Source organism: Cohnella yongneupensis, assembly GCF_042655785.1.
Lineage (GTDB): Bacteria > Bacillota > Bacilli > Paenibacillales > Paenibacillaceae > Cohnella > Cohnella yongneupensis.
The window spans coordinates 111,646-134,290 of sequence record NZ_JBHSNC010000042.1 but is presented as its reverse complement, the minus strand read 5'-3'; the positions used below and the strand labels follow the sequence as shown (position 1 = coordinate 134,290).

Genomic DNA, 22,645 nt, shown 5'->3' with positions numbered 1-22,645 from the left:
TGAATACCGACGCCAGCTTGTAGCCTAGGCTTTTTTATCTGTCCACTAAATGGGGTCTTGACCAACTGGTTCCGCGAGGTATTTTATTCCATTAATTTATATCCTTGACCCTTGGCTCGTTGCAGCGCTTGCACGCGATTGTTGACTCTGAGTTTTCTGTATACGTTTTTAATATGCGTCTTCACGGTTTCGCTTGTGATGTTCAAATTCCGGGCGATTTCCTTGTTCGACAATCCGCTAGCGATCAACCGTAAAACCTTCGTTTCCTGCTCGGTTAATCGTTCGCCCTTACCCTCAACGGTCGGGTGAGCCGCCGTGCTTCGATGATTCTTTACGATCTTGTCCAACGTTCTAGACACGCGCTCGGCGGATACGGGCTTCATTAAATAGTCAAGCGCGCTCATATCGAAAGCTTGAACCGCATAATCGTCATGGGCGGTCACGAAGACGATCGCTATGGAAGCATCAAGCTCGTTTAACATGCCGGATAGCCGCATCCCATCGATCTCCGGCATTGAAATATCGACGAAAGCAAGATGGATCGGATTCAGCTTCACGTATTCGTACGCTTCCAACGGGTCAAGGAACGTCCGGCAAATGTCGATCTCGCCGTTCTCGGATACAATCCTCTTCAATCGGCTCACCGATAAGGGCTCATCGTCCACGATAATGGCTCGCAGCATGCTTTAACCTCCGACCAGCTTGATCGATTGTGCGGGAAGGTCGAAGATTACCTTTGTCCCGATTCCTTCTTCGCTATGGATGCGAAGGCTCTGTCCGTAGAGAAGCTGGATGCGCTTCACCGTTCCGCCCCGTAAATTAGACATCAGGCCGTGTTTAATCGCATTTTCCACCAACGGCTGTAAAACCAGCGGGGGAACCTGTATATCCAGGTCGGCATCCACGTCGTACTCTACGTCCAATCTAGAGCCGAAGCGCGCCCGTTCGATGTTGAGATAAGCTTGCAGGAGCTCCAATTCATTCTTGATCGTCGTGAGCGTGTCCAATTGCTTGAAGTCGAAGCTGCTTCTCAAATATTGCGAAAGATCAAGCGTCAATTGTTCCGCTTTCCGGGGCTCATCGATGCACAATGCGGCTATAGAGTTCAGGGAGTTGTACAGAAAATGAGGCTTGATCTGCGATCGCAGAAAAGCGATTTCCGCGTCTTTGGCTTCCGATTGGAGCTGCCGATGTTTCCTGACCATTTCGTCTATCGTTTCTTTCAACGAGATGAAGTACGCAATGGCCGTTACCGTAATAACGAGATAAATCAACTGCACCTGAAACGTATGAAAAGAAAACCCTCTAATACAAGTTCCAATCAGGACTCCGACAAGCCAATAGGAGACGGATAAGATCAGCGCGATTCGTATTTTCGCATTCATCCGCGCCTTAGTGAATCGCTTATGAGCGAGTACGATAACCGGCATAGTGACAGCGAGGGTCGCAATCGTCGTAAATATGCCCAAATCGAACCCGAGAAACAAGCGATATAGGACGATAATCGCGGATAAGCCCGCGCCTATTTCCCAGCCGCCATACAATGTGCCTAACAACAAGGGAATGATTCTAATATCCATGCGAATATTGGAAGTAATATAAGCGGGAAAGGTCATGCACAGGACGATGGACAAGCCCAATAAGACGATCATAATCGTCTTTACGTAGCGATCTCTTCCGACTTTCCCCGCAAAAAAGATCTGATAAGCGAATACTAACGTCGTTATGCAAGCCAGTTGCAGCAGAAAGTCTTTCAGCATATCCATAGTCGTTCTATCACCTTTAATTCATCTAGTCGCCCGAACGCACTCCTAATTATAGCCGAGCTGGGAGATTAATAATATCGGAGAAATTCCGTACAGCCGTGCTAAATTGGCGGAAGTCTCGATTTTGTAAATAAATAGCACCACTTTAGAAAGACGAGTTTTCTGCGATTAGATAAACTGCAATTGAAACGCTTACATCTAACCACAAAATGGGAGGCAACAAAGAGATGAAAAAATTAAGCACGGTTCTGGCTATCGTTCTGCTCGCATTCGCTCTAACCGGCTGTTGGGGCGGGGAAGTTAAGTCCAGCATGACGATTACGTCTGCTGCAGGCGCAGGAAGCAAGACTTTGACGATCGTAGTTTTGAAAGACACCGCCACCAAGCCGGATAACAACGGTACCGTAGACGATAACTCGACCTTTTTCCCGAACGGCATGGGCGCGGTTACGACTTTCCTGAAGAAGAGCGTTCCTTCCGGGTTTAAAGTCGCGTTCAAAGAAGAAAAGAACGATTACGTCTACACGATCACCTATGCTTTCAAAGACATTAAAGATTACAACGCTAAAACGAAACAACTGATCGGCAGCAAAGTTTGGAAGGACAACAAGCTGAAAGATGCGACCCTCACATCGGTTACAACAAAAGGCGGCAAAAAAGTAACGTTCAAAGAAGATGCGAGCATCGTGTCGACGAGCGTGCTCGAACTCATCAAGAAAGTTTACGCGAACCCTGACGTCTACGACCCGACGCATGGCGGGCACGATGCCGTTAAGATCGAATCCGTGTACACGCTTAAAGGCATCTCGATCAAAGTAGGCGACAGCGCTGTAAAGTCGTTCGATATGACGAATAAGGACAAGCCCGTTACGACGATTACGCAGGTCGGTTTTATGAAAAAGTAAGAAGCAGGGTTAAAAAAAGGTACAGCTCACTCGTTCGATCGAGTGACTGTACCTTTTGCTGCGATTGGGGCTACTAAATCTTATTGGGCCTTCTCCGCGTAGGCTTTGAAGCTGTTCAGGATCGCCTGCCAACCGGCCTGCTGCATCTCGACAGGGTTAGTCGTCTCCGCATCGAACGACTCGACGATCTTCGTGTCGCTGCCTTCGCGAATGAACGAGACTTTAACCCGTCTGCCGTCGCCCATCGTATAGGCGATCGTCTCGTGCAAGTTAACCTCGTCGTATTCGCCGCCGAAGTCGAACCCGAAGCTGCCGTCTTTGGCTTCCATTCTAGAGGAAAATTTGCCACCGACCCTGAGATCGTTCTCCGCGTGCGGCGTGTGCCAATCATCGGAAGCGCTATTCCACTGCTTGATATGCTTAGGCTCCGACCAAAACTCCCATACGCTTTCGACCGGTGCATGCACGAGCGCTTCCACCGTAACCGTTACTGAATTGCTTGTAGACATTAGTAAAACCTCCTCATAAGACTCTATTATTATCAAATTTTACCATGGGAATTCGTTGTAGTCGATAGGGATTAGAGTTCGCATTATGCAGCTACTCCGACGGCTGGCTAGCCAACAGGTGATATAGCCCTCTGGCCGCCAATAGCTCCTCATGCGTGCCGGACTCGGCGATAACGCCTTGATCCAGCACGAGAATGCGGTCCGCATGCCGGACGGTGCTAAGCCGATGCGCGATAATAAGGGTCGTTCGGTCCTTTAGGATCGTGCTCATGTTCCGCTGAATCGTCTTCTCCGATTCGTTGTCGAGCGCGCTCGTCGCTTGTATAGTCCCCGTTGCCGCCGCATCTCGTTCGCTTTCGCTTTCCATTCTTGCTCCTCTATCGCTAGACCGTGCTGCTCAGCGAATGCCAGGATAACCGCTCTGCTTATGCTATCCTCGACGGCCGAAAATCCGCCCTCCATGCACGCGAGCTTCAGTACGTCGCGCAGACGCCAATCCGTTCCGTTCACTCTGAGCGCTATATTATCCAGCTCGTTCGTCATGCTAGCCACCTCCTCGCTTTAAACAGAAAATCCTAACGAGCGAATTGCAAACCCGGGTTTTTCGGTACGATTACCGGCGGTTGCGTTATGTTGGGCGTAAAGCCGAACTGGCCAGCGGCGAAATTGCTTGCACCGCCTTGATTGTCTACGTGGATCAAGCCATCTAGCACTTGTACGTACAGTCCTGGCGGCAGCGCCGTCCCGTCTCCGCCGGTCGTTTCTTTCATTTCCTGCTCCGTCAACGGCTTTTCCAGCTCTTCCAGCTTAAAGTCTTTGGCCTCATTGTCGTTGGACATCGTTAATCCCTCCATCGAAGTTCTCCTCGAACAGGTAGGTCGGCTCGACTATTTTGCCTTGTTGTACGTACAACAAAAACACGATGTGATATAATTTTCGATAGTTTTGATCCGGGCAAAGCTCGGATACACAATTTTCAGAAACTCTCAGAAGCCGGTGATCGCATGTTTCAGCTCAAATGGTTATGGCACAATTTGATAGGGGATCGGGTACGGTATATCGTCGCGTTGATCCTCTCGGTAGTAGGCTCCGCGCTCACGATTATTAACCCGTACATCGGTCAGAGAATCGTCGATACGTTCATCGCTGGCGACGATGCCTCGCGCAATCTGACGACGGAGCGGTCGCTCTTGATCGGCCTGTGCTTGGGCATGATCGGCTTTTCATTGCTACGCACGGGCTTAGCCTATTTCACGACTCTCATGTACGAGCGAGCCTCGCAGAACCTGCTGTTCCGCGTCCGGATTTATTTGTATAACAAAATCCAAGGCCAGGACATGAGTTATTACGATCGCAACCGCACCGGAGACCTCATGACCAAGATGACAGGCGACCTAGATATGGTGCGGCACTCCTTGGCGTGGATCATTAAGACGATCATCGAATCGCTGACGGTTTTCTTGGCGGCGGTCGTCTATTTCTTCTACATCGACGTCGGGCTGACGTTGTGGCTGCTCATCCTGTCGCCTCCGATATTTATCGTGGCTTTTATTTTCGCGAGACGCGTTCGTCCCATGTATACCGACCTTCGGGAGCGTCTGTCGCAGCTTAACACCACCACGCAGGAAAATATCGCGGGTAACCGCGTCGTCAAGGCGTTCGCCCGAGAGGAGTACGAAGTCCAGAAGTTCACCGAGAAGAACGTCAACTACTCCAAAGCCAACAAGGCCGCGGCGATGGTATGGCTCGATTACTTCCCTTATCTAGAGACGTTAGCCCAAGCATTCAACGTGATCCTCATGATCGCGGGCGGACTGCTCGTGATGAACGGTAAACTCACCTTCGGGGAATTTTCCGCCTTCTCCGCTCTGATCTGGGGTCTAGCCAACCCGATGCGCAACATCGGGATCATTATCAACGACCTCCAACGCTTTGTTGCGAGCTTGAATAAAATCATCGAAGTGTACTACGCGCATCCGGACATCGTCAACGCGCACAAGGGCGGCGTTAAACGACGGTATAGCGGCCGAATCCAATTCGACCAAGTGAGCTTCAAGTTCGACAATACTACCGTGCTGGACAATATCAGCTTCACGGTCGCGCCCGGCGAGACGATCGCCATCATGGGTGCGACGGGGGCTGGCAAGACGACGCTCATCAACTTGATTCCGCGCTTCTATGACGTGGCGAAGGGCCGCGTCCTGGTGGACGGCACCGACGTACGCCAGCTGGAGCTCGACGAGCTACGCGCCAATATCGGCGTCGCGACGCAAGACGTTCTACTGTTCTCCGACACGATCGACGGCAACATCGCGTACGGCAATCCGGACATGCCGGAAGAGGACGTCATGAAGTTCGCCAAGCTCGCCGCCGCCCACGACTTCATCCGCAAAATGCCGGACGGCTACGATACGATCGTCGGCGAACGCGGCGTCGGCCTTTCCGGCGGGCAGAAGCAACGTATCGCGCTAGCCCGGGCGATGGCCGTGCAGCCTCCGATCCTGATTCTCGACGACACGACGTCGGCCGTCGATCTCGAGACGGAGGAGCATATCCAGAAGAGCTTGCGCGAGCTGGAGTTTGCCTGCACGAAGATCATCATCGCCCAACGCGTGTCCACGACGGCGGAAGCTGACCGTATCCTCATTCTCGACAACGGCCGCGTCATCGAAGAAGGCACCCACGCCGAGCTCATCGCGAAGCGAGGCTATTATTACGACGTATTCAAGCTGCAAACCGAGGGCATTGGAAGGCAGGCGAACGCTCATGGCTAGAAATAAATTCGACATCGACGAGAATTTGGAGTCTCCTTTCGACATCCGACACTTCCGGCGCGCGCTCGTCTATATTAAACGGCAGAAGAAGCCGATGATCATCGCGCTCGTGCTTAGCGCGTTCTCGGCGGGCATCGGGCTTTCCGCACCGCTCATTCTGCAGCATGTCGTCGACGTTACGATTCCGGCCAAAGAGACCGCGGCGTTAATCGGATGGTCGGGTCTTATGCTCGCCACAATCGTCGTCAGCGTCATCTTGGCCACGATTCGCTCGCGCATTATGACCCGCGTCGGGCAGGATATTATTTTCGAAATTCGGACGGATTTGTTCAAGCACTTGCAGGAGCTGCCATTCCAATATTACGACGACCGGCCTCAGGGCAAAATTCTCATCCGGGTCGTCAACTACGTGAACTCCGTGTCGGACGTGCTGTCCAACGGCATCATTAACTTCATTCTCGAGATTCTTAACTTGCTGTTCATCGCGATCTTCATGTTCGCCGTCAACGTGCAGCTATCGCTCGTCATTCTCGCGGGTCTGCCCGTCTTCATCGCTATCATGATGCTCATCAAGACCAGGCAACGCCGGGCGTGGCAAGCCGTATCCAACAAGAGCTCCAACCTGAACGCTTACACGCAGGAGAGCATCAGCGGCATTCGCGTCACGCAAATTTTTACCCGCGAGAAAGTTAACGAGAGCACCTTTACCCGCCTGTCCACCAACTATCGCAAAGAGTGGATGCGGACGATGTATTTGAACTTCCTCGTCCCGTTCTCGGTAGACAATCTGGCGACGATCGTCGGCACTTGCATCTTTCTTGTCGGATTGCTGACGCTAGAGCCGGGAGCCGCCACCTTCGGCGTCATCCTCGCGATGAGCGGCTATGCGGCGCGGTTCTGGCAGCCGATTCTTAACCTCTCGAACATTTATAATAGCTTCATCAACGGAGTTGCCTACTTGGAGCGTATTTTCGAGACGCTCGACGAGCCAGTGACCGTCAGCGACGTGCCGAAGGCTCGCGAGCTTCCGCCGATACAAGGCAACGTGACGTTCGACGACGTAACCTTCGCTTACGACCCGGGTCATAACATACTGGAGCACTTGAACTTCAACGTTAAGGCGGGCGAGAGCATCGCGCTCGTCGGCCCGACGGGCGCCGGAAAGACGACGATCGTCAACTTGATTTCGCGCTTCTACAACATTACCGGCGGCAAGCTGCTTATCGATGGTCACGATATTGCAGAAGTAAAGCTGAAGTCGCTGCGCAGCCAGATGGGCATCATGCTGCAGGACAGCTTTATCTTCTCCGGCACGATTCTGGACAATATCCGCTACGGCAGGCTAGATGCCACGGAAGAAGAGATTATCGCCGCGGCCAAAACCGTCTGTGCCGATGACTTCATCCGCGAGTTCGAGAACGGTTATAAGACAGAGGTCAATGAGCGCGGTTCGAAGCTGTCTCAGGGGCAAAAGCAGCTCATATCGTTCGCTCGTACGCTACTGGCTAATCCGCGAATTTTGATTTTAGACGAGGCCACCTCGTCTATCGATGCGCAAACCGAGCGCCTGCTGCAAAAAGGTCTCAACGAATTGCTCAAAGGACGAACCTCGTTCATCATCGCGCACCGGTTATCGACGATCAAAAACTGCGACCGGATCATGTACGTCTCCGATCGGGGCATCGCCGAAAGCGGCTCGCACGACGAGCTAATGGCGAAGCGCGGCCGGTATTACAAGCTATACACGGCTCAGAAGATGGAAGCTTAAGCTTCCAATACAATTAATAAGCCCTCGATCTCAGCTGAGATCGGAGGCTTATTTGCATGATTAACAATTAATGAGTCGTTTACCCTGAATAGATCGTCTAATCAACCTTCAATTCATTCTCATACATTGATAATATCCCACTAGATTAGAGGTGATTGAAATGTCTAATAGATTCGTAAGATTATCGCTGTTCTCGGGGTTTAACTTTACGGGCCGAAGGCTTGTCTTTAGGCGCGGAGGCATTGCCGTACGCGATCTCCGGGTTTTTCAGTTCAACGATATTCTCTCCAGCTTCCGGCTAGTGAATGTCATTATTCCGGGTCAAGTCACGCTCGTATTGTTCAGGGACATCAACTTCCAAGGCTCCTTCCGCGTTTTCCGGGGAAGCCAGAACGTCAGGGACTTGAGAAACTTTAATTTCAACAATGTCACTTCATCGTTTATTTTGGCAGGCCGCAACCTTACGACTAGCCAAATCAACGCTATCCAAAGCACGGGCATTATGCCGACAGACATTGGCATCATTACCGGTTAAAAAAGGTTAGCTCGGCGCATCTAGCGTCTCTTTGGCGTGCAACGAAATAGCGGAAGAATTCCGGCTTGCCGGAATCTTCCGCTATTATCGGTCAAATAGATCAAGTAATAGAACGAAATAATAAGCTGGGCTCCCCCGCCGAGCACGATCCCCTTCATTTGTTATGACCATGCTCGGATTGTACTTACATCACACGACTAAATTCGGGGATTTGACAAGCCGTTTGCTACGCTTTTAACATCTTACATGTTTGCGCTTGAAACCGATCTGCCCTTTATCTATTGCCTTCTGGATATTCGCGAAAGCGTGAATGAGCTTGCTTGGCTTCTTGTCCTTGCCTACTTCGACGGGGCCTACTGCCTTAGCTGTCTCGACCGCCTGATCATGAAGCGGAATATAAGATGTCGCGACGGTATACATAAAATTGTTCATCGCGTATTTCGTGCGTTCGGGAGCGTCGTGAATCGTATTTTTCACCCATTCGAGCAGATCAGCCAGTTTGCTTGCGTCAAATTCGACGTCCTTGCGGCTGCCCAGCAACCAACAGTAACAACTCCAGCCTGCCGACATCCGCAGCTCTTCCCCGCTGGCGATCCATTTATCGGCCACTTGCTGCGCGATAGCCGTCTCCGCCAACGTGACCGAGACCACGAAATCGGACAGCATATAGAAGTATGCCCCGTCGATCCAACGCTCGAAATCCGCCTCGGTCATCGCTTTCGGATCTGCGATTATGCCGGCAAAGTACATGGCGTCGTAGTTCCCCGTGGCGTAAAGCTGCTCGGCTAAAGGCTGGTTTATTTTCGTTTTCTTGAAGATGGGCTTCATCTCGCCCGTTGCCACGCCAAACAGCGGTTCGTGCGCGCCATTGGATAGGTACATCTTCTTCATCCGTTCCTTGCCGAGCGCTTCAAGCTCCTGCATGACCGATTCCAGATCCATTGTTCAACACTTCCTTGTTCTAAGAACTGAATTCTACTTGTCTAAAATATATCATAATTGACGAGTCGAGAAGCGATTCGGGATTGTGTTACACTTTTATTAAAACAGGAGGGATTAGGTATGCCATCGACCATTGATTTAACCAAATATGCCGATCTTATCGTTAGAACGGCGATCCATATTCAGCCCGGGCAGGAGCTCTGGATCAACGCGCCTATTCACATTCCCGAGCTCGTTCGTATGATCGTTAAGCGTGCCTATGAAGAGGGAGCGAAGAAGGTCCACGTCGAGTGGCGGGATGAATCCCTTACGAAGCTGACCTACGGACTTGCGCCGGACGAAGCGTTCGAACAGTATCCGACGTGGCGTGCGCAGGCTATGACGGAGTTAGCGGAGCAAGGCGGAGCCTATCTGCTCATCAACTCCGACGATCCCGAGCTATTGAAGGATATCGATCCTAAGCGGGTTGCGAATTACTCGCGGGTCTCATCGGCTGCTCTTGCTACGTTCAGAAAATATATGTCTTCGAAGAGAATGACCTGGTCCATCGCGGCTGCTCCTTCGGACGGCTGGGCTAAGCTGGTATTCCCTGAATTGGATACGCATGCAGCCGTCGAAGCGTTATGGGAAGCGATCTTCCGTGCCGTTCGCGTCAAACAGGACGATCCCGTGAAAGCTTGGGAGGAGCATAACAACGTCTTGCTCGCCAAGCGCGCTTATTTGAACGGCAAACAATACAAGCAGCTCCACTACCGCGCTCCGGGAACGGACCTCTTCATCGGGCTGCCGGACAATCACTTGTGGAACGGCGGCATCTCGAACAACGAACAAGGGAATACGTTCAACCCGAACATTCCTACCGAAGAGGTATATACGGCACCTCATAAAGACGGCACGCACGGAGTCGTACGAAGCACCAAGCCGCTGAGCTATCAAGGCAATGTAATCGAGAACTTCAGCCTTACGTTCGAGAACGGTCGCGTCGTGGACTTCGAAGCCGAGAAGGGATACGATTCCTTGAAGACGATGCTCGATTTGGACAAAAGTTCGCGTTACCTCGGAGAAGCGGCTCTCGTACCGCACCAGTCTCCGATCTCGAATTCGAACATCATTTTCTTCAATACGCTGTTCGACGAGAATGCCTCCAACCATCTGGCCTTGGGCAACGCGTACCCGACCTGCATCGAAGGCGGAACCGCCATGTCCCGCGAGGAGCTGGAACAAGCCGGTCTTAACCAGAGCATCCTGCACGTCGACTTCATGATCGGATCCGCCGAAATGGATATCGACGGCATCACGAAGGACGGTCTAATCGAGCCGGTGTTCCGCAAGGGCAATTGGGCGTTCTAGCCCGACTGGCGTTGGCGTGAAAAAGCGCCCCCTTTGCGGCTTGACGTTACGCAAGGCGTCGAAACGTATCGGGCCAACTAAGCGATAACTTCAGCTAGAACAGTCTTATGCTAGAACAAAGGGCGATCCCGAAATCATCGAAAGATGACTATGGGATCGCCCTTTTATAAGTTATAGAGATTTACTCTTGAAAAGCTTAGTCATCGCGCCCCAATGTCGCCGCAATCTGCTCGTGACCGAGCGGCATGCTAATGTAGTACCCTTGAAGCCCCCAACAATTCAAGCCGGCCAGCATCCGGAATTGAGCCTCTTCCTCCACGCCCTCCACGATAACCTCGAGCTTCAAAGCATTGGCCATCATTAATATCGACGTAATCAACGGCTCGTTCAAATCGCGGATGAACGATTTGTCTATCTTCAGCTTATCAAGCGGAAGAGACGTCAGCATGTTCAACGAGGAATACCCGGTTCCGAAATCGTCGAGCGCGATCGTGAACCCTGCGGCTCTCAAGCTGCGAAGCGTCTGCTGTACGGCCATCAGGTTATGGATGACTGTGCTTTCCGTGATCTCGAGCTCGAACACCCGAGGAGATACCCCTTCGCTATCTAATATTCGCAAAATGCTGTCGACGAAGCCCGGCTCGTTCAACTGGACCCTTGAAATATTGACCGACAGCTTGAATGGCTCACTGAACGAGCTTTCGAATTGTTTCCAAAACTTGCAGACTTCGCGTATGACCCAATATCCGATGGGGATGATCAACCCGGTTTCTTCCGCGATCGGGATGAAATCCACCGGAGGAATGAATCCTGTGCCGCAGCGATTCCACCGCAGCAATGCCTCCGAACCGATAATTCTCTTAAACTGATAATTGTAAATCGGCTGATAGACGAGGCTCAGTTCCCCGCGCTCAAGCGCGTTCGATAGCTCCAACTCATGGATGAAATTCTCGACATGCTCGTATTTCATTTCCATCTCGTATACGTGGTGAGTCTTCCTGCCGTCGCTTTTAGCCCGATAGAGCGCGATATCCGCTTGCTTGAGCAACGTATAGACGTCTTCGTCCTCCTTGCGAAGCGCTACGCCGATACTTGCGCTCAGCTTCAATTGGCGGTCGTGGACCTGGAACGCATCGTTGAAAATCCTTTTGATCTTCTCGACGACGTCTTCATGAGAAGCTGTTCCTTTCGCCTTTGCGACGACGAACTCGTCTCCTCCGAGCCTAACGAGCAGATGATCGCGACCAAGCGCCCGCTCCATGCGCAAGGCAACCTCCACTAGCACCGCGTCTCCGGCGCCGTGGCCGAACGTATCGTTGATTTTCTTGAAGTAGTCTAGATCGAACAAATAGATAGACTCTAAGTCTCTGAAGCTCTCGAACAAATACCTTCTATTGTACAGCTGCGTCAAATCGTCGTGATAGGCGAGATTGAGCAGTTTGTCCTCGTAACCGCGGCGCTCGCTTGTGTCCCGGGTTATGCTGACGACATATTCGACTTCTCCCGTTTCGCCGTAGATCGGATTCAGTATGCTCTCGCCGCTGACGACCCCGTTCGGGAGCACGTTTCCGTCTTCGAACCGAATCGCTCGTCGTTCTTGTACGACTCGAGAATATTTGGGCTGCAAATAAACGGCCATCTCGGGCGTATTCGCTTCGAAAAAGGATTTGCCGACGGCATCCATCGTAATGCCGCTTAATCGGGTAGCCGCCCGGTTGACGAAAACGTAGCGGAACTGCCCCGCATCGACTTTCATTATGTAGATCGAGTCTTCCATCTCGTCGGTCAACCCTGGCAGCAAGTCCGTTAAAAGAGCAGCATCCATTATCCGTCAGCCTCACTTCTTGTTCGCTAGATGTTGTGATCTTGGTCTGCACACTTAGTATAGTGAATCTCCTTCTATTATTCCATCAGCAATCCTTACGATATATCTTTAACGCACAATCCATGTGTGTCGAATAAGCTGTGTCCACGTAGTCTGAACAGCCCGATTTTATAGGGATATTGGCTATTTTTACATCTAATCTTAGGACATACCTATGACATTATTCTATAATAATCAACATCTATTCGTCAGAAAATTCATTCTAATGATCGATGCCGGATCGCGGAGAGGGGGTGAATGATGAAAATCGGAAGTAAATTGTTATGCATTAGCGCTCTCTCCTGTATCGCTATGCTCCGGAACGGCGACATTGCGGAAGCCGGATTGCCGAAAATACCAACCGAGCGCGTGCTAGCCGACGGCAACGAGCTGCAGAACCGTTCCGGCCTGCTCCATCCGATCACCGGAATCGCCACCTTGACAACGGAGATCGCGGGAAATCTTGGCGAGATAACGGATACGGCATTGAACATGCTCGAACAGACCGTGGATACGACGACCGAAACGCCCGAGATCATCGCCGGCGGCGTTGCGGAGCTACTTTCCGCGGACGAGCTATTATTGTCGCCGGACGGTCTCGCTACCGGACTCGAGACCGTTGCGAGCACTTTGGACGATGTACGTTCTCCAGTGACGAATACGGTAGGTACGGTCGTTAACGGAACGACGGATATCGTATCGCAAGTAGGCGATGTATTGGAGGAGACGGTATCTACCGTCGTTCAAGTTCATATTTCACCTAAGCCATCGGCAGTTGCACCGGAAGATGAAGAATGCGCGGAGAATCCATGTCTGCAACTCGAGTCTCCGCGTCCGCAAGAAGCGCCGATGACTCCGGATCAGCCTCTTCCGGCGGACGAATATGCCACTGAAACCGCGACTGAACCGGCACCTGAAGTTGATGCCGACATCAAGAATACCGGTCATGCGGCAGCCGATGGCCCGGAGTCTCGCGCAGTTACGACCAAAGACGATCCGTCTCCCTTGTCCGACAACCTGATCCTGGGCGTCGTGCTCATTAACGCGACGAACTTGCAGATGCTATCTACGTCGGGACATGGCAGCCTTTCGTATGCAAAGCATACCGATGCGATTATGACCGAGATTGCCGCCATGCAGATGACCGGAAGGAAAGTGTATGCCAAGAACACCAAGCAGTTAATCACGAAGCGAGGGAACGAACCTCCGACTCCACCGCCCAGACACTCCTTTTTCTCATAGATGAATGAGCACATGAGAAAAGGGAGTGCAACCTTTGTTAAGAAAACTCGAAAGACTGCGCAGTTCGATGCAACAAATGGCTGAGCAATATGGAATCAATGATCTTCGCGTCATTCGACAATCGCAGATGCTGGACAAGCTGATCGTTAAGTACATGCGAAGCTTGCCCAACAACAAATCGAAATTGCAGGCGGATACGTCACTAGGGGAAACCCTTCGGCTTTGCGAGTCCATCCTTCGGCTGTACGAGGAGATCGAGGGTTCAGAGCGGGCATTTGACGAGAACGATCCGCTCATACTGGAAAAATCTCGCGAGTTGGATAGGATGATAGTGGAGTTTATCCGCAAATAAATTCCTACTCGGTACGAGCAATGGCGGCGCAGGGATCAACTCCCTAACGCCGCCATTATTTATTTGCCGGAATCGACGATCAGCTTGGCATGGATGACGAGGCGAGCCGATTTGAAGTCGTATTCGCACGTAGATAACGTCAAGATTCGGTCGGAAGCATCCAAGCTTACTTCCGATGGATAGATAGATCTGCTCTGAATTTCTTTTAGAAACCGAACATACGCCTCATCGTCCTCGAACTCGGTGCGAATGTAATCGAACGACGTATCCGTCACATAGACGGAGAAAATTTCCCAGCGCATCTCATAATTCAACGTATCGAACGAGATGATCCGATTCGCGTCATAGTACGCTTCCTTGCGGTACTTAATCAGCGAGCCGAACATCGTGCCGTTCTTCATATGGTGCCCATACAAGATCGTGTTACGATCGGGCTCCTCGCGGTCGTTGCGGTAGTCCATGAAGAGGGTGCCCGCGATGCTCTCGCGCTTATCGAACGAGTGACTGAGATAATAGGCGTTGTCCTCCGTCTGAACGACTGGATAGTCTACCTTTGTATCCGGGATATGCAACCATCCCGCGACGTCAGGATTCAGCTCGGCCAACTCCGCGAACTTTGCCGTTTGCTTCGGCGAGATCGGATGCAGCGCAGCTTCCGGCTCCGGCTCCGGCATCGGTGTCGGCATCGGCGAAGGCAGCACGCTCGGCAGAGTAGGAAACGGGATCGGCGTCGGCGATGGCCTTACTGCCGCGAACAGCGGCACCGGAGACGGCGAAGGCGCAGGCGTCGCCGCCTGCGCATCCTTGTGATAGAGCTCCCCGATGCGATCATAGGTATGCTCGCTCTCCGCCGAAGCGATATAGTAGGCGGCGATCTGGACGACGCAATAGATGAGCACCGTCAACGAAGCGACGATCAACAGCGTCCTGACTCGAACGATCCGGAACAACGCCCGCACAAGCTTCTGTCCTCTCGTTCCCATGATGAGCCCCCTCTCCGTTATTCGGCGGCTTCCTCCATATAGACCATATCCCAATACAGCAGCTCGGGCACCGTGAATGCAACGTATGCGCCTTGTTCGTCCGAACCGCGTTCAAACGCCAGCTGTCCGCTCGTTCCGTGCTTAAGATCCGGACTCGCCCAGTACACGTTGCCGACGTTCATATCCGTATAATATTTGACCTTCGAGCCGAGGAGCGGATCAGGTTTAACGTATTCACCAAGATCATCGCGCCATAAAATCTTCGTATTGCCGGTTAGATTGACGAGATGAACGATCTCGTAGCCTTGCTTCTTGCGAGAGAACGTCCACACGGAGCCCGGCAACGGCTTGGCAAATGCTCTCGTTCCATCGATGATTACCCCGTTATCCGTTCCCGTCACGCCGTCTCGAAGCAGATTCTCATAAGCCACGAGGAAGTGGTAGTAATCCATTAGCGATTGTTCCAGCTCTTCCGTCATCTTCAGATTATCGTTAGGGAAGTATTCCTTGCCCAGCATGCCCGTATCCCCAAGCTCGATATGCGATCCGCCGGAGGCGAAAATAACCGCGTTGGCCAGTAGAACGGACGGCGCGTTAAATTCACCCGGACGATCCGCCTTACCGTAATTCATATAAGCGGCTAATACCGTATTTTTGCTTCCCTTCGATAAGTTTCTTCCGCTATCGATCGCCGATTTTAATTGCTCGTAGGTCGAGCCGCCGTTCGGCCACACCTCCGCGTAGAGGAAATCGACGGGCGCCTGGACGATCTCGCCCTGACCGAATTGACTGACCGCGTTCATGACCAGTCGCGTATCCAGCCGTTCCTTCGCCGCGTTCAGGAACGGGAGGAACGTCTTGGACAGCTTGACGACGTTGCCGTTCGCATCATATAGCGTGCCGCGGTCTCCCAGTTGGTCGACATGGAAGCCGTCGAACTTCAGCGCGGCGAACACTTTCTTCTCTTCTTCGAACAAGTATTGTTGCCACCTGACATCTACCGGATTGTATAATAGTATGCGATTCGTCGCCCAGCTCGAAGGCAAGGGATGTCCGTCCTGTTCCTTGCCTTCGGCATCCTTATATAGCCCCCACAACGGGCTTACCCCGTCCTGCTCGGCATCCCGGTACGATCCGAACAGCAGATTGTAGTTCATCGCCATCATATTGCGCTCATGCGCGAGGTCGATGTAACCCTTCACCGTGTCGAAATACACGTCGCGCTTGGCGATATCGTCCCATACGCTTCCCGGCGCGGCATCGTCAGGCAGCGGTTGATGATGCTTGTATTGCCAATCATAAAATTGCAGCCCGTTAATATGATAGCCGTTCAATCGTTCAATGTTCTCGTTCATGGCCTCACGGTCGAGATCGCCGAAGTTAACCAGGTAACCATATCGGGGGAATCGACCCCAATCGGAGGAGACGTCGACTGCTGTATTCCGATGATCTTTGACTTCATCGTCCACAATGAATCTGGCTTCTATCAGATATCCCCTGTAATCTAGAGAGGGCGGAAGCCACTCTATCGTAACCTGTTCGGTAGCTCCCACCGCTAAGGTTAACGGCGCCGAACGCAGCTCGGCAACGGGCTCGGATAGATGATACGCGCTGAATACGAGCTGGCCTGACGCGGCCCGATCTTGACGATTCGTCAATCGGGCCGTCAGTCGCACCGACTGCCCCGGTTCGTAGCGGGAGAGATCCGTATGCACGTCGTCCAGCCACTGTCCGTTATCCGTTCCGCTTACGCCACTTATCGTTACCTTTTCTTCGACACCCACTTCTATCCCCTCGCCTTCTTGTTCATGGCGAACAACCAACACGGCTATGCCTAACGCGATGACGACCAGGATGCTCAAGCCCAATAATCGATATCGTCGATTCACTTCTTCCCTCCTTGCGTCATCCCGGTCATTGTATGCTCAGCAGGTTATCGATCTCCGCGACGGCATCATGTACCGCGTCTTCCAATGGCTTCTCTTCCGTCAAGATGTACTCGATCATTAGAGCGTACACGTTGTCGATATCCGTCCATGTGGATACGGGAGGACGAGGCAGCGCGCGTCCCAGCTGCCGCAAGTAAGTGTCGTACACCTCGTTATGATCGGTGTCGCGCATATTCTTAATCGTTGGAATTAATCCGGTTTCCGCCATGATCCGCTGCGGTTCCTCGGTGACCATCCATTGCATGAACGTCCAAGATTGCTCCTTATGCTCGGAGCCATTGAATAGTACGAGATTCTCGCCCCCGATGATGGAGGTGCCCGTGTTGACGTCGTCGGGGAACACCCCGATCTCGACGTCCTGCAGTAAGTCCTTGTTCGCTCCGGTCGCATTGACGGTATAGAACCAGTGAGCTTCCTCGATCATCACCAGTTGCCCTTGCAGAATACCGTCCCAACTGCCCGGCTCCTTGCCGATAATGGAAGGGCTGATGACTCGCTCCTTATACAGCCTATGAATCTTTTCGAGTGCCGCAATGCTGTCGGGATGATCCAAATATCCGCTCGCCCTCGTATAATTCGGGTCCGTGAGCTTGCCGCCGAAAGTCCAGAAGTAAGGCAGCGTTCCCCAACCGCTAGAGCAACAGATTCCGATGCCGAATAGCTCGGGATCCTGTTCCCGTAAACGCCCGACCGCTTGGATAAGCTCGTCGAACGTTGCCGGCGGCGCATCCAGACCAGCTCTTGCCAATAGCTTCTTATTATAGATCGCGACCTTCGTATTGGCATTCACGGGCAATCCGTAATACTTGCCGCGATACAGGTTCGTCGTAAGCAAATCCCCAATGAATTGCTTGCGAATATCCTCGAATCCGCTCATGTCCAATAAGTTGACGAGCGTTCCTTTCTTCGCGAATTCGGGAACCCATATAATGTCCATTCGCATGACGTCCGGGCTTTTGTTATCTATGGCGGCTGCGAACGTATCGTCCTTCAACTGCTGCGTGTAGTCCTTCCGCACGGCATGGATCTTAATATCGGGATGCTGCGACTCGAACAAGGGAATCACTTTGTTCTCGAACACTTCCGTCTCGGCATCGCTGTAAGTATGCCAGAACTCGAGCTCGACGCGATGATCGCGCTTCGACTCCGATAACGAAATTTCTTCTCCATCGGGCAATAACGTTGTTCGCGTACACCCCGTAAACAACAGGAACAGTACGACGGCCATAGGCGATACGATCATTTTCCTCATGACTGACTCCCCCTCTTATCGGCCAATCTCAGACAAACTATCGTACCGACTCCCGGCGTGCTCGTAATACGAATGCCGCTGTGAGTACCGTAATAGAGCTGAATCATCTCATGCACGTGATTCAAGCCGATGCCGAACATGCCCGATTTCGGTTCTGAGGAGGAAAATTGCAGTAACCGATCCAATTGATCCTGATTCATGCCGAGTCCATCATCTTCGATCGTGATCTCGATGACGCCGTAGGCTTCCTCTAGCCGTCTAATGCGAATATGTACTTCTCCGTCCGATTCCTTGGGGGCGATGCCATGGAACACCGCGTTTTCCACGATCGGCTGAAGCAGCATTCTCGGAATAAGCACTTCCAGCAATTCATCCTCGCAGCGAACCTGTAACCCGATGGATGATCCATACCGGAACCGCTGAATGGTCATATAGGTTTGCAGCAAAGCCAACTCGTCCTTGATGGTGCTGAATACGCCCTTCTTCCCCATGCTGGCTTCCATGAGCTTAACGAGCGAGGCGATCCCTTCGTATGCCTCCTCGGCCTTGTTGAACTTCACCATCCAACGAATGCTGGATAACGTATTGTACAGAAAGTGCGGATTAATCTGATAACGCAGCGCTCTAATCTCCGCTTCCCTCTTCTTCGATTGTTCCGTATGGACTTCCTCGATCAATGTCTCGATTTGACCTGCCATTCTATTGAACCGATGGCTCAATTGTCCGATCTCGTCCACGGATTTCACTTGCGTACGGGCTTGGAAGTTACTCTTCTCGATAAGACTCATTTGCCTCATCAGATGCTTCAGAGGCGAAGTGATCCGATTGGAGAACAGTAGCCCGATGAGCGAGGCGATCAGGAGGAAGAATACGGCGTACAGCCATATGGTAGATTGAATTTTCTGGATATCTCCGACGATCTCATGGACGGGAACCGTCCCTATGATCGTCCAGTCGTTCTTGAGCTTCGTCGTTACGACATACGTGCTCGTGCCCTCGATATCCATCTCGAACTCGGACAGGTCGGAAGCTTGATCGGACATCACTCGCTTCCCCAGCGGGGTATCCACGATGGATTGACCCCTCATGGCCGGATTAGCATCGATCATCACGATCCCGTCGGGATCGATGACGAAGAACCGGCCCGTCTTGCCCAGTTGAATTCTTTGTATCGCTTCCAATATCAAGCTGCCGTTCAAATTAATCATGATCACGCCGAGCGTCTCGCCCGACTCAAGATCCCGGAACGGCTTAACTAAGCTCATGACAAGCTCCGAGTTCTCCCCTCCGCCTCGGAACGGGTCGTCGTGCAACGGCTGCCATAGATCATCCTTCTTATTGTTGATCACATCCAAATACCACTGATGCTCTCTTAAGGTATAGCGCTTGACCTTCGAGAAGTTCAACGGTCCGCTGCCCCAGCTGCTGCCTTGTTCTTTCAAAAGATAGATGCTTTTTACGAACGAGCTAGTGTACATGACATTATTAATGATTCCATTGACGGTTTCGTGCATTTCATACTTCTGCTCGATAGACAGATTGCCAAGTCGTTCCTCCCGAATGACTTCCTGTATGCGGGAATCGCGGAAGATCTGCTGCCCGATATCGCTACCGACGGTTAGGATTAACGACAAATAGTCGGCCGATTGCTGCGCCGATTGTTTGGTGGAAGCCCTTACATTTTTCGCGATGACAGCGGATGAAGAACTGTAATAGAACGAGCTCGTTAACGAAATCGAGAAGACTAGCAGCAACAGGATCGTCATGATCAGCTTGGTGGACAAATGTCGCAAAAATAACCGACTGAACACATTTCTCATGCCCCATACACCGCTCAATCGAAATTTATTAGGCTGGTACAATTAATATATCATTAACATCGCACCCTTTTATAGGAGAAAGGCGACCTTGCGGTCGCCCTTCGCTAGGTTTACGAATCATTGTCGTTACTTAATGGCTTTCGTTCTTTTCCATGTTACGGCCAACGTGAGTCCTGCGATAACCGCCAGTACGCCATATAGAGCAATACCGGAATCACCTGTCTTCGGATTCGGCTCGGCCGTAGGCTCTACCGCCGGCTCCGCAGCATCGTTGCTGATGATCTTGATCCAGTCGATCTGCGTATATTGGTCCGTATTCGCGAATTTCAAGGTGTTCGCTCCGTTTGTCAGAGCCACTTCGAATTTTGCGATGTAGTCGCCGAAAGCGCCCCATCCGCCGGCGCTTGCCGGCGTCACGATCTCCTGACCCGTCTCCGAGCCGTTGACGAATAGACCCAGCTTCGCATCGCCGCCGCCGTTCGCGTATGACAGCTCGACTTGGTATGTACCGTCGGCAGGTACATTAACCGTGAATTCAACGTTCCTCGCGTTACCCTCGGAAGGGTCGATTCCACCGACGTACTTTTTCCCCGATGCCGAATCGCTGTCCCCGATCCATACTTCGCTATTGCCTAGCTTGGCATCCTCTGCTTCATAGATGTCATCGGCGAATGCGATAGAAGCAGTGGACAATGCGAACACCATAAGCAGCAGAGCGAGAAATGCTGTTTTTTTCATTGCTTGATCCCTCCAGGCGGATTATGACTACATCCACATTCTACAGGATCGAATCCACCGTATTTAACCGTTTACATTCCTGTTCTGGTATCTAATATTCGGCAGTTATCGAGGGCTTCGTCGGCTCTATTCGTTCTAGTATCGTAAATTACGATCCGGAGGCGAAAATAACATACCGGAACGATCGTTGCGCGCGGAAGAGCGAATCTAATAACTTTTGGCCTCGTTCAGCTTCGCCATCAACACCATATAGACGAGGCTAATAAGGTACGCATATACGGGAATACCGAGGAAAACGGCATACGGCGTCCAGAACCGATGAACCAACCAGCCGACTCCGCCCGCCAGCACGAACATCATGAAGATCGCTAAATATACCGACGGCGCGGATTGCTTCAAGTAGGCCCTGCTTAACGAGAAGGCTTCGCCGAACTTGACTTGGTCAATGACGATAACGAGCTCCGCATAGATGAAGACGACTCGCAATAGAAAGAAGACGAGAAGCGCTAAGAAGTAAGAGAGCACCCCGAACAACGACATGAGGAGCACCGAGACGGCCGTAATCGCTAGATTCACGAGCAGCGTCCATAGGATGAACTTCATCGCATACTTGCGACCGTAGGCTAGGAAATCATTGAATCGTATGGCCTGGTTCCGCGATGCTTTATACATGAGCCCGATATATCCGCCCTTGGAGAAAGCATCGATGACGGAATAGGCGAGGAATATCCCGCCTACGGCTCCGGATATCCCGAGCGGCGAATGCAAGAACGGCATCGAATTCGCCATTAACGAAGTATTCAATACATGGCTGACGGAGGGCAAGCCGACGTCCAATAGAATCTGAAACGAGGCTTGCGGATGGCCATCGAATCCGATCATCGTCAATCCGATCATAAGCGCACCCGCATCGACGACGATGGGGATGATCAACATCCAATAATGGCGATGCAGATGCCTCCACGCGCTTCTCATTCCACGATCCCCGTTCTTTCCACGCTCTCGATGAACCATCGCTGCGCGAACGTATAGAGCACTAACGGCGGCATAATCACGAGGAAGCTTGCGCCCATCTTGATCGGCTCGAAGTAGATCGCGGGCGCCGTCCCCTTCTGCATCAAGCTTTGAATGGCCATGTCGAGTCTGGACATCTGGGCGGATAATGGAACAACCTCCGCGCCGGTTAAGAACATCGTCGGGTAATAGATGTCGTTCCAGGTCCAGACGAACGTGAACAAGAAGACGACGAGGATGGCCGGCTTCGCTAACGGATACACGACCTTCAGGAAAATGCGAACGGCATTCGCTCCATCCATTCTGGCCGCCTCCTCCAGCTCCTTCGGCTGGGTCATGAAGAACTGGCGGAAGATGATAACGAACAACGCGCCTCGAACGCCGTGTCCGAATAGGGAAGGGATAATCAACGTAACGATGGAATTCGAGAACCCTAACTCGTTGAAGGCTAATATCGTCGGGAGAATAATGACCTGCGCCGGCATGATGAAGGACAAGATCAAACACGCGAACCATAATTTTTTCATCGGAAATTGCAATCTTGCGAACGCATAGCCAGCCACTGCGCAGGAGAAGCAATGAAAGACGGCAGATAGACCCGAGACGCCCAGGCTGATCATGAACGATCGGCTATAATGCAAAGCGTCCCATGCGTACTCCAGATGGCCGAGGAACAACTCCGTGGGAATCCAGGTCACCGTCGGATCGAGCAGATCATTGTAGCCCTTGAAGAGGGTAGATAACATGTAAAATATCGGATTGAGATAAATATAGGCAGTACAGATGAATATCAGATAGAGAAAACATTTGAACACGATGCCCTGATCATACTCTCTGCCGACGATAAAATAGCGAAACCTTCTCCATCCCCGCACCGGACAT

General features: G+C 51.9%; 22 protein-coding genes. 7 read left to right on the top strand and 15 right to left on the bottom strand.

What is annotated here, in order from left to right; genetic code table 11:
- Positions 1–83: 83 nt before the first annotated feature.
- Both ACFPQ4_RS13910 and ACFPQ4_RS13905 read right to left on the bottom strand, forming a co-directional pair.
- Entirely contained in the window at positions 84–683 is a 600-nt protein-coding gene (locus ACFPQ4_RS13910; RefSeq protein WP_378112464.1) for a response regulator, read from the bottom strand.
- A 3-nt stretch (positions 684–686) separates the two neighbouring features.
- Complete coding sequence (locus ACFPQ4_RS13905) at positions 687–1,766, bottom strand: sensor histidine kinase (RefSeq protein ID WP_378112463.1); 1,080 nt, start codon at positions 1,764–1,766, stop codon at positions 687–689.
- 227 nt (positions 1,767–1,993) lie between these two features.
- On the opposite strand from ACFPQ4_RS13905, the gene ACFPQ4_RS13900 reads away from it, so the two are divergent.
- On the top strand, positions 1,994–2,671 hold the full coding sequence (locus ACFPQ4_RS13900; RefSeq protein WP_378112462.1) for a hypothetical protein: 678 nt from the start codon (positions 1,994–1,996) through the stop codon (positions 2,669–2,671).
- Between the two features lie 80 nt (positions 2,672–2,751).
- Here ACFPQ4_RS13900 and ACFPQ4_RS13895 read toward each other — a convergent pair whose 3' ends face one another.
- The 4 genes from ACFPQ4_RS13895 to ACFPQ4_RS13880 all read right to left on the bottom strand — a co-directional run bounded on the left by ACFPQ4_RS13895 (position 2,752) and on the right by ACFPQ4_RS13880 (position 4,019).
- Positions 2,752–3,180, bottom strand: coding sequence for an SRPBCC family protein (locus ACFPQ4_RS13895; RefSeq protein WP_378112461.1), 429 nt, complete (start codon positions 3,178–3,180; stop codon positions 2,752–2,754).
- Positions 3,181–3,271: 91 nt separating this feature from the next.
- On the bottom strand, positions 3,272–3,451 hold the full coding sequence (locus ACFPQ4_RS13890) for a hypothetical protein (RefSeq protein WP_378112460.1): 180 nt from the start codon (positions 3,449–3,451) through the stop codon (positions 3,272–3,274).
- Positions 3,448–3,723 (bottom strand): hypothetical protein, encoded by a 276-nt coding sequence (locus ACFPQ4_RS13885; RefSeq protein ID WP_378112459.1) that lies wholly within the window; start codon positions 3,721–3,723, stop codon positions 3,448–3,450. Before ACFPQ4_RS13885 ends, ACFPQ4_RS13890 begins: the two co-directional genes overlap by 4 nt.
- 32 nt (positions 3,724–3,755) lie before the next feature.
- The gene (locus tag ACFPQ4_RS13880; RefSeq protein WP_378112458.1) at positions 3,756–4,019 is read right to left on the bottom strand and encodes a hypothetical protein; all 264 of its coding nucleotides are present in this window, start codon (positions 4,017–4,019) and stop codon (positions 3,756–3,758) included.
- Between the two features lie 165 nt (positions 4,020–4,184).
- Between ACFPQ4_RS13880 and ACFPQ4_RS13875 the strand changes: the two genes are divergently transcribed.
- The 3 genes from ACFPQ4_RS13875 to ACFPQ4_RS13865 all read left to right on the top strand — a co-directional run bounded on the left by ACFPQ4_RS13875 (position 4,185) and on the right by ACFPQ4_RS13865 (position 8,257).
- Positions 4,185–5,954: an ABC transporter ATP-binding protein gene (locus ACFPQ4_RS13875; protein WP_378112457.1), complete on the top strand. Its 1,770-nt coding sequence runs from the start codon at positions 4,185–4,187 to the stop codon at positions 5,952–5,954.
- Positions 5,947–7,722: an ABC transporter ATP-binding protein gene (locus ACFPQ4_RS13870; RefSeq protein WP_378112456.1), complete on the top strand. Its 1,776-nt coding sequence runs from the start codon at positions 5,947–5,949 to the stop codon at positions 7,720–7,722. The genes ACFPQ4_RS13875 and ACFPQ4_RS13870 overlap by 8 nt, the downstream gene beginning before the upstream one ends.
- A gap of 160 nt (positions 7,723–7,882) precedes the next feature.
- Positions 7,883–8,257 carry a hypothetical protein gene (locus ACFPQ4_RS13865; RefSeq protein WP_378112455.1) on the top strand — a complete coding sequence of 125 codons (375 nt, stop codon included), beginning with the start codon at positions 7,883–7,885 and terminating at the stop codon, positions 8,255–8,257.
- 234 nt (positions 8,258–8,491) lie between these two features.
- On the opposite strand, the gene ACFPQ4_RS13860 is transcribed toward ACFPQ4_RS13865, so the two are convergent.
- A complete protein-coding gene (locus ACFPQ4_RS13860; RefSeq protein ID WP_378112454.1) occupies positions 8,492–9,199 on the bottom strand; it encodes a DNA alkylation repair protein in 708 nt (235 codons plus the stop codon).
- 120 nt (positions 9,200–9,319) lie between these two features.
- Here ACFPQ4_RS13860 and ACFPQ4_RS13855 point away from each other — a divergent pair, with 120 nt between their 5' ends.
- On the top strand, positions 9,320–10,549 hold the full coding sequence (locus ACFPQ4_RS13855) for an aminopeptidase (protein WP_378112453.1): 1,230 nt from the start codon (positions 9,320–9,322) through the stop codon (positions 10,547–10,549).
- Positions 10,550–10,745: 196 nt separating this feature from the next.
- Here the strand turns inward: ACFPQ4_RS13855 and ACFPQ4_RS13850 are convergent, their stop codons facing one another.
- On the bottom strand, positions 10,746–12,374 hold the full coding sequence (locus ACFPQ4_RS13850; protein WP_378112452.1) for a putative bifunctional diguanylate cyclase/phosphodiesterase: 1,629 nt from the start codon (positions 12,372–12,374) through the stop codon (positions 10,746–10,748).
- Positions 12,375–12,671: 297 nt separating this feature from the next.
- On the opposite strand from ACFPQ4_RS13850, the gene ACFPQ4_RS13845 reads away from it, so the two are divergent.
- Both ACFPQ4_RS13845 and ACFPQ4_RS13840 read left to right on the top strand, forming a co-directional pair.
- The gene (locus tag ACFPQ4_RS13845) at positions 12,672–13,655 is read left to right on the top strand and encodes a hypothetical protein (RefSeq protein WP_378112451.1); all 984 of its coding nucleotides are present in this window, start codon (positions 12,672–12,674) and stop codon (positions 13,653–13,655) included.
- Between the two features lie 34 nt (positions 13,656–13,689).
- Positions 13,690–14,007, top strand: a complete 318-nt coding sequence (locus ACFPQ4_RS13840; protein ID WP_378112450.1) for an aspartyl-phosphate phosphatase Spo0E family protein — start codon at positions 13,690–13,692, stop codon at positions 14,005–14,007.
- A gap of 59 nt (positions 14,008–14,066) precedes the next feature.
- Here the strand turns inward: ACFPQ4_RS13840 and srtB are convergent, their stop codons facing one another.
- The 7 genes from srtB to ACFPQ4_RS13805 form a co-directional block, all read right to left on the bottom strand.
- Complete coding sequence (gene srtB / locus ACFPQ4_RS13835; protein WP_378112449.1) at positions 14,067–14,990, bottom strand: class B sortase; 924 nt, start codon at positions 14,988–14,990, stop codon at positions 14,067–14,069.
- Between the two features lie 17 nt (positions 14,991–15,007).
- Positions 15,008–16,879, bottom strand: coding sequence for a glycoside hydrolase family 66 protein (locus ACFPQ4_RS13830; protein ID WP_378112448.1), 1,872 nt, complete (start codon positions 16,877–16,879; stop codon positions 15,008–15,010).
- A 25-nt stretch (positions 16,880–16,904) separates the two neighbouring features.
- Positions 16,905–18,191, bottom strand: a complete 1,287-nt coding sequence (locus ACFPQ4_RS13825; RefSeq protein WP_378112447.1) for an extracellular solute-binding protein — start codon at positions 18,189–18,191, stop codon at positions 16,905–16,907.
- Positions 18,188–20,011, bottom strand: a complete 1,824-nt coding sequence (locus tag ACFPQ4_RS13820; RefSeq protein WP_378112446.1) for a sensor histidine kinase — start codon at positions 20,009–20,011, stop codon at positions 18,188–18,190. The genes ACFPQ4_RS13825 and ACFPQ4_RS13820 overlap by 4 nt, the downstream gene beginning before the upstream one ends.
- A 126-nt stretch (positions 20,012–20,137) precedes the next feature.
- A complete protein-coding gene (locus tag ACFPQ4_RS13815; RefSeq protein ID WP_378112445.1) occupies positions 20,138–20,749 on the bottom strand; it encodes a CBM35 domain-containing protein in 612 nt (203 codons plus the stop codon).
- Between the two features lie 207 nt (positions 20,750–20,956).
- The gene (locus tag ACFPQ4_RS13810) at positions 20,957–21,724 is read right to left on the bottom strand and encodes a hypothetical protein (RefSeq protein WP_378112444.1); all 768 of its coding nucleotides are present in this window, start codon (positions 21,722–21,724) and stop codon (positions 20,957–20,959) included.
- Positions 21,721–22,638, bottom strand: a complete 918-nt coding sequence (locus ACFPQ4_RS13805; RefSeq protein ID WP_378112443.1) for a carbohydrate ABC transporter permease — start codon at positions 22,636–22,638, stop codon at positions 21,721–21,723. The genes ACFPQ4_RS13810 and ACFPQ4_RS13805 overlap by 4 nt, the downstream gene beginning before the upstream one ends.
- Positions 22,639–22,645 lie beyond the last annotated feature (7 nt).